5 protein-coding genes are annotated in these 4,064 nt (G+C 38.9%); 4 read left to right on the forward strand and 1 reads right to left on the reverse strand.

Annotated features, from left to right (window positions below; all coding sequences use genetic code 11):
- The 3 genes from F1544_RS27235 to oxyR form a co-directional block, all read left to right on the forward strand.
- Positions 1 to 657, forward strand: a 657-nt coding sequence (locus F1544_RS27235; RefSeq protein WP_167588542.1) for an FAD-dependent oxidoreductase, incomplete at its 5' end; no start/stop codon positions are given.
- 89 nt (positions 658 to 746) lie between these two features.
- Positions 747 to 1,691 (forward strand): esterase EstB, encoded by a 945-nt coding sequence (estB, locus tag F1544_RS27240; protein WP_004913400.1) that lies wholly within the window; start codon positions 747 to 749, stop codon positions 1,689 to 1,691.
- Between the two features lie 6 nt (positions 1,692 to 1,697).
- Complete coding sequence (gene oxyR, locus F1544_RS27245) at positions 1,698 to 2,603, forward strand: LysR family transcriptional regulator OxyR (RefSeq protein ID WP_004953118.1); 906 nt, start codon at positions 1,698 to 1,700, stop codon at positions 2,601 to 2,603.
- A 58-nt stretch (positions 2,604 to 2,661) separates the two neighbouring features.
- Here the strand turns inward: oxyR and dusB are convergent, their stop codons facing one another.
- On the reverse strand, positions 2,662 to 3,687 hold the full coding sequence (gene dusB / locus F1544_RS27250; protein WP_039046845.1) for a tRNA dihydrouridine synthase DusB: 1,026 nt from the start codon (positions 3,685 to 3,687) through the stop codon (positions 2,662 to 2,664).
- Positions 3,688 to 3,769: 82 nt separating this feature from the next.
- Between dusB and F1544_RS27255 the strand changes: the two genes are divergently transcribed.
- On the forward strand, positions 3,770 to 4,064 hold a 295-nt coding region (locus F1544_RS27255), incomplete at its 3' end, for a DUF1615 family protein (RefSeq protein ID WP_167588543.1).

Here is a 4,064-nt window from a genome sequence, read left to right on the forward strand (position 1 = left end):
GTCATTGATTTAGCACCTCAACCACTTGGACGCTTATTACCGACTCATGTTGCTGAAGCATTTAAAACTAACCTAGAAGAAGCTGGGATTAAATTTGCACTTTCAACTACAGTTGAGAAAATTACCAAAATTAATGATGGCGAAGACTATGCTGTGACTTTGGCGAATGGACAAACTTTGGTTGCAGATATTGTTCTTTCTGCTATTGGTTTACAACCAAACACTGCTTTAGCCAAAGCTGCCGATATTCAAACTAGTCGAGGTATTATCACAAATACACTACTAGAAACCAATCAAGCTGACATCTATGCAGTGGGTGACTGTGCTGAAGTAAATGGAACTTTGCTTCCATACGTCATGCCTATCATGCAACAAGCACGTGCTTTAGCAAAAACTTTAAGTGGTCAAAGCACAAATGTTCATTACCCTGCTATGCCAGTTGCGGTAAAAACACCAGCTGCACCTCTTACTGTTTTACCTGCACCAATTGATGTTGAAGTAAATTGGGAAACTGAAGAGTTTGATGATGGTATGCTTGCTAAAGCAACTGATGCTGAAGGGACATTAAGAGGTTTTGTTTTATTAGGTGCAACTGCTGGTAAACAGCGTTTAACTTTAACTAAACTCGTACCGGACTTGATTCCTGCTCAAGCTTAAGGTTTTAATAAGAGAGTTTATTGAGAAATGGGTTCCAATAAACTCTCTTCCGAAAGTAGATAAAAACAATTCAACTTGGAATGAATACCATGAATAGCGCACTTCAATTTAATGTCTCTCCTTATGCTCCATTTATGCAAGAAACCAAAGTTACTTTGGGTAATGGCATTGAGTTACATGTTGAAGTTGGGGGAAATCCTGAGCATCCAACAATTTTGTTGGTGATGGGTTTAGGCGCGCAAATGCTGTTTTGGCCAGATTTTTTTTGCAAATCCCTAATTGATCAAGGATTTCGTGTTATTCGATTCGATAATCGTGATATTGGTTTATCTTCAAAAGTTCGTCATAAAGGACAACGGCTGAATACCATGAAACTCATGAGTCGATTCATGGTCGGATTAACGAATGAAGGTGCGCCCTACACGCTTTATGATATGGCTGACGATGTAGCTATGCTAATAGATCAGCTAGGTTTAGAAAAAACCTATATTATTGGTGCCTCTATGGGTGGCATGATTTCACAAATCGTAGCAGCTAAATATCCAGAAAAAGTTGAGAAAATCGGTCTTTTATTTACAAGTAATAATCAGCCGTTTTTACCACCACCTTTTCCGAAACAGCTCTTTAGCTTAATTGGAAAACCTGAAGCTCATGATGAAGATGCGATCGTCAATCATAGTTTAAAAGTATTTCATATTATCGGCTCTCCTGGATACGTTAACCAAGTAGAAGCAATTCAGACTATTCGTAAACTATATCGTCGTAGTTTCTACCCAGCGGGTGTACTTCAACAATTTTTAGCAATATTATGTACAGGTTCATTGCTGCCACTCAATAAGACTATTAATCAACCAACATTAGTGGTACACGGTTCAAAAGATCGCTTATTACCGCCAAGTCATGGGAAAGCGGTTGCAAAAGCGATTTCTGGTGCTAAGTTTGAATTAATTCATGGAATGGGGCATGATATTCCTGCACATTTCATTCCTCAACTTAGTGGTTTGTTTGCACATCACTTTAAATCATCACACTAGGACACTATGGCTGCATTACCCTCATTAAGACAGCTATCATATTTAGTTACGTTGTCAGAAACTTTACATTTTACTGAAGCAGCTCGTCGATCATTTGTTACCCAATCAACATTATCGGGTGGCATTATGGAATTGGAGCGTCTTTTAGGTGGCGTCTTAGTTGAGCGTGATCGTCAAAACGTCCGTTTGACTCCTCTAGGTGAACAGGTTGTTGCCCGTGCGCGTGTATTACTAGCTGATGCACAAGATTTGATGCGCCTAAGCCGAGAAATGAGCGAACCATTAACAGGTGATTTGCATCTTGGAATTATTCCTACAATCGCACCTTTTATCTTGACGCAACTTTTAGATGAAGTTCATCGTCAACTTCCTAAAATACAACTTCATCTACATGAAGCACAAAGTGAGAAAATTGTCGAAAAATTAGAACACGGCAATTTAGATATGATCGTTCTTGCTTTGCCATTCGATACTCGTGGTTTAAAAGTTGCTGAAATCGCTAAAGAAAACTTATTTGTTGTTTACAATAAAAAAGATAAGAATGCGGCTGAAGCAACTTCATTAGATGATTTAGATTTAACACGTCTCATGCTTTTAGAAGAAGGACATTGTTTACGTGATCATACTCTGAGTGCTTGCCCAGTCGGCGAACGTAAAAATGATCACCGTTTAAAAGCGAGTTCACTACCAACGCTTGTTGAAATGGTGTCTTCTGATTTAGGTTTTACTTTATTACCTGAGATAGCTTTGAAGAACAGTATGATTCATTTTAATGAAGAAATTGCTGTCAAATCGATCGGTGATGCCCCAAGCCGCACACTCGCTTTAGTGACTCGCAAAAGTACTCCACTACAAAGCGAGTTCGATGTGATTTTTCAGATTTTGAAGAAAATCACTGCGCATCTAGAATGAAATAAAATGCCTGTAATATGAATTACAGGCATTTTTTAAAGAAAAACAGTAAAAAATTCTATTTTATTTCCAATAAATTTACTTGCTCAACCTGTACATCACTCATGCGTCGACCTTGATCTAATAATTGGTCAAAATAAGACTCAACCACTTTGGCTTGATCAGCTGTATTTTCAACTTTATACATGTTTTGACGAAATTCGTTGCTAGAGCGTAAACCTTTCGTATACCAAGCAATATGTTTACGGGCTATGCGGCATCCAGAGTATTCACCATAAAATTGATATAGTTCGGCTAAATGCCCCATTAAAACTTGTTTCACTTCTACAATTTCTGGTGCCGCCAAGTGTTCCCCTGTCTCAAGATAATGCGCAATTTCTCTAAAAATCCATGGTCGTCCCTGAGCAGCACGCCCGATCATAACAGCATCAGCACCAGTATAATCTAAGACATATTTTGCCTTTTCAGGACTATCGATATCACCATTCGCAATCAAGGGAATATTTATGTTTTTTTTAACTTCACGAATTAGTTCATAGCGAGCAGTATTTAAATACATATCTTCACGTGTACGACCATGTAAAGCTAAAGCTGCTATACCTGAATCCTCGGCACGCTTCGCGACACGAAGAATATTTTCCTCACCATTTAAAAAGCCAAGGCGTGTTTTTAAAGTTACAGGTACATCCACTGCTGCAACGACAGCATCTAAAATCCTTGCCACGAGATCTTCATCTTGCAATAAAGCCGAACCCGCGAGTTTATTACATACTTTTTTCGCAGGACATCCCATATTAATGTCAACGATTTGCGCGCCATTCGCAATCTGATATCGTGCAGCTTCAGCAAGTTGCTCTGGATCAGAGCCAGCTATTTGTGCTGAAATTGGAGCAAGTTCACCGTCAAAATTAGCTCTGTACAAACTTTTTTTGCTCATGCGAAGCGTTTTATCAGCGGTCATCATTTCACTAACCGCATGACCTGCACCAAAGTATTTACATAAGGTTCTGAACGGTCTATCGGTTACACCTGCCATAGGTGCGACAATCAAATTATTTGACAGTTGATATGGACCAATATACATATATTTTCTTACAAATTCTGATCAACATAGTATACTTCATTCGTCCATTCAGCTCATCTTTTTATGCGGTGTTGCACTGATTATGAATAAATCGACTTCGACTCGTCCCTTTTTCAAGACTATTAGCATCTTAACTGCATGCATAAGCTTAGCCGCTTGTGGTGATAATGCTTGGTGGTCAAGTGACAAAGATCCTGAGATGGAGGCTGATCAAATCAGAAAGGTCATTCCTGCACGTGTAAATGATCGTGAATCTTGGTCTCAAGATATTTTCGATATTATGCAAGAGCTAAGCATTCCTAAAACTAAGCAAAATGTATGTAGTATTGTCGCTGTAGTCGATCAAGAATCGAACTTTGTTGCTGACCCTACAGTAC

Source organism: Kineococcus rubinsiae (assembly GCF_011839805.1).
GTDB lineage: Bacteria > Actinomycetota > Actinomycetes > Actinomycetales > Kineococcaceae > Kineococcus > Kineococcus rubinsiae.

What these genes read in the sequence shown, in the direction of transcription:
- estB (WP_004913400.1), top strand. Translation starts at nt 747, where the DNA reads ATGAATAGCGCACTTCAATTTAATGTCTCTCCTTATGCTCCATTTATG.
- dusB (WP_039046845.1), bottom strand. Translation starts at nt 3,687, where the DNA reads ATGTATATTGGTCCATATCAACTGTCAAATAATTTGATTGTCGCACCT.
- oxyR (WP_004953118.1), top strand. Translation starts at nt 1,698, where the DNA reads ATGGCTGCATTACCCTCATTAAGACAGCTATCATATTTAGTTACGTTG.